General features: G+C 65.2%; 2 protein-coding genes. One reads left to right on the top strand and one right to left on the bottom strand.

Annotated elements, in window-relative coordinates; translation table 11 throughout:
- Positions 1–592: AAA family ATPase (locus VK533_RS05900; RefSeq protein WP_324375913.1), on the top strand; the 592-nt coding region annotated here is incomplete at its 5' end.
- 87 nt (positions 593–679) lie between these two features.
- Here the strand turns inward: VK533_RS05900 and VK533_RS05895 are convergent.
- Positions 680–1,996 carry a transposase gene (locus tag VK533_RS05895; RefSeq protein WP_422663720.1) on the bottom strand — a complete coding sequence of 439 codons (1,317 nt, stop codon included), beginning with the start codon at positions 1,994–1,996 and terminating at the stop codon, positions 680–682.
- Between the last annotated feature and the right edge of the window lie 157 nt (positions 1,997–2,153).

Below are 2,153 nucleotides of genomic sequence, written 5' to 3'. Positions count from 1 at the left end.
CTGGTGCGACGCGATCGAGCGCGAAACCGCCGAGCTCGCGGTCGCGGTGGCGGCGATGCGCGGCCAGACCGTCACAAAACTCGCCGCGATGCTGCGCGCCCGCGGGCAAGCCTCGGTGTTTCCGTCCGCCGCGATCATGCTTGATGGCTGGATGGAAAACGCGCTGATCCATGAGCCGGCCACCTCCGTGGAGGACCGCTACCGCGAGATCCTGCGCTTAAGCCGCGCGCGCGATGCCGCCGCCGGCCGCACCCTCGATGGTCCGCATCTCACCGATCTGCAGGTAACTTACGCGCCGAAGAACATGCCCGCGCGCGATGCCTCCACCGGGGAGCAGAAGGCGCTGCTGATCGGCCTCGTGCTGGCGCACGCCAATCTGGTCGCCGAGATGACCGGCATCACCCCGCTACTGCTGCTCGACGAAGTGATCGCGCATCTCGATCCCGACCGGCGCATTGCGCTGTTCGGTGAACTTGCAAAACTCGGCGCCCAAGTCTGGATGACCGGCGCCGACCCCGCGGCATTCGCGGATGTCGGCGCCGCGAGTGAAATTTTCGACGTCGATTCCGGGCGGATCGCGCGGCGGAGCTAAGCGCGGAGTCGTCCCCGCGAAGGAGCCTGTGAACTTATTTGAAGGCGGCGCCTGCGGCGAGGGGTGATGTTGGTTGGGCGATCGGCTTCATGCTGCGGCGGCAGCGATTGTCTTTAACCGCACGGCAATTGTGAGGTTGTGGGCGAGCGCGTGCCACAGTCCGATCGCTTGGACCTTGGCAAGTCCTCGCACCAGGAGCGTGCCGAAGCCCCGGTTCTTGAAGTTTGCGTTGACCCGTTCGATTCGTCCCCTCTTTTTCATGACCGCCTCGGCCTCGCTGGTGGTCATGCGCTGCCGCCAGTCCTTGATCGTCTGCGGCTCTCTTTCTCGTTCCTTTTGCCGCCTCAGCAGCGTTGCCGGCTTGACGTCGGTGCGATCCTTGGGCGGGTGGATGTAGACGCCGACCGGCGCTTCGAGCCGACTGCTGAGGGCTGCAATATCGTCAACCTGCGCGAAGCCCGTGTCCGCCAGCACGCGTTTGATCGGCCGCCCCAGCCGTTGCTCGCTCTCCTCGACCATCGGCCGCGCCAGATCACTGTCGTTGCGCCGGTCCGTCGCCATAATCGCGGTGACGAAGCCATGATCCGTCGTTGCTGCAATCTGCACATTGTAGCTCGCGCGCACCGTGCCATCCGCGCACCGCATCCGCCGCGCCTGCGGATCGGTGAGCGAGGCGCGAGCTTCTTTTTGCTCGGCAACTTCCTTCGGGCTGCGCTTGGCGCGCTCGGCCTTCTCCGCTTCGATCTCGGCCAGTTTGGCGCGTGCCTTTTCGATCCGCTCCTGGGTCTGGCGCAGGCCACGGGCCCGCGCCGCCTGGGTGCGCTTGGAACTCGCCGCCGGGTCCGCATCGACCTCGGCTTTCAAGGCGACGACACGCGCCTTCGCCTTAGCCTCCGCCTCGTCCAGATGCAGCGCCCGCTTGTACGAACTCTTGCCCGCGGAAGCCTTGATTTTGGTGCCGTCGACGACGATCTCGTCGGCGTCAAATAGTCCTTCCGCCATGAACGCCGCCAGCGTTTTGGTGAGCAGATCGTCGAGCACATCGGCATGCGCCACGCGGAAGTCCGCAAGCCCGTGATAGTTGACCGGAACGCCGCACGCGACCCAGCGATAGGCCAGATCCTGGCTGGTCAACCGGTCCAGCTCGCGCGCCGAACCAACCCCGTCCATCGTCGCCAAAAGCCACAACGTAAACAGTACCGCCGGGTCGGCGGCCGGGCGACCCACCGTACCCTCACGCGCTTCGATGTTGGCGTAGAGCACCGTCAAATCGAGCGTCTCGACGAACCCCACCACCAATCGTGCCCGGTGGTCGGGCGCCAGCCAGCCATCCGGATTGATCAGGTCCCACGACAGTTGAGCCCGGTTCGCAACCACAACCCGGGCATCGCCTCGACCCGCCATGCCTACGATCCCTCTAATACCCAATCTGCCAACATCTCCATTGAATCACAGTTCGTCCCGAAATCGAGATGATTTCTTCACAGGCTCCTTCGCGGGGACGACGTATTCTTACCCCTTCGCCTGCCGCGCCGGCGAGGGCTGCGCGGCCCCCTGCACC

It is taken from the genome of Sphingomonas sp. (genome assembly GCF_035317925.1).
GTDB lineage: Bacteria > Pseudomonadota > Alphaproteobacteria > Sphingomonadales > Sphingomonadaceae > Sphingomonas_I.
This window is presented reverse-complemented; position numbering and strand designations above follow the sequence as displayed.

What these genes read in the sequence shown, in the direction of transcription:
- VK533_RS05895 (WP_422663720.1), bottom strand. Translation starts at nt 1,996, where the DNA reads ATGGCGGGTCGAGGCGATGCCCGGGTTGTGGTTGCGAACCGGGCTCAA.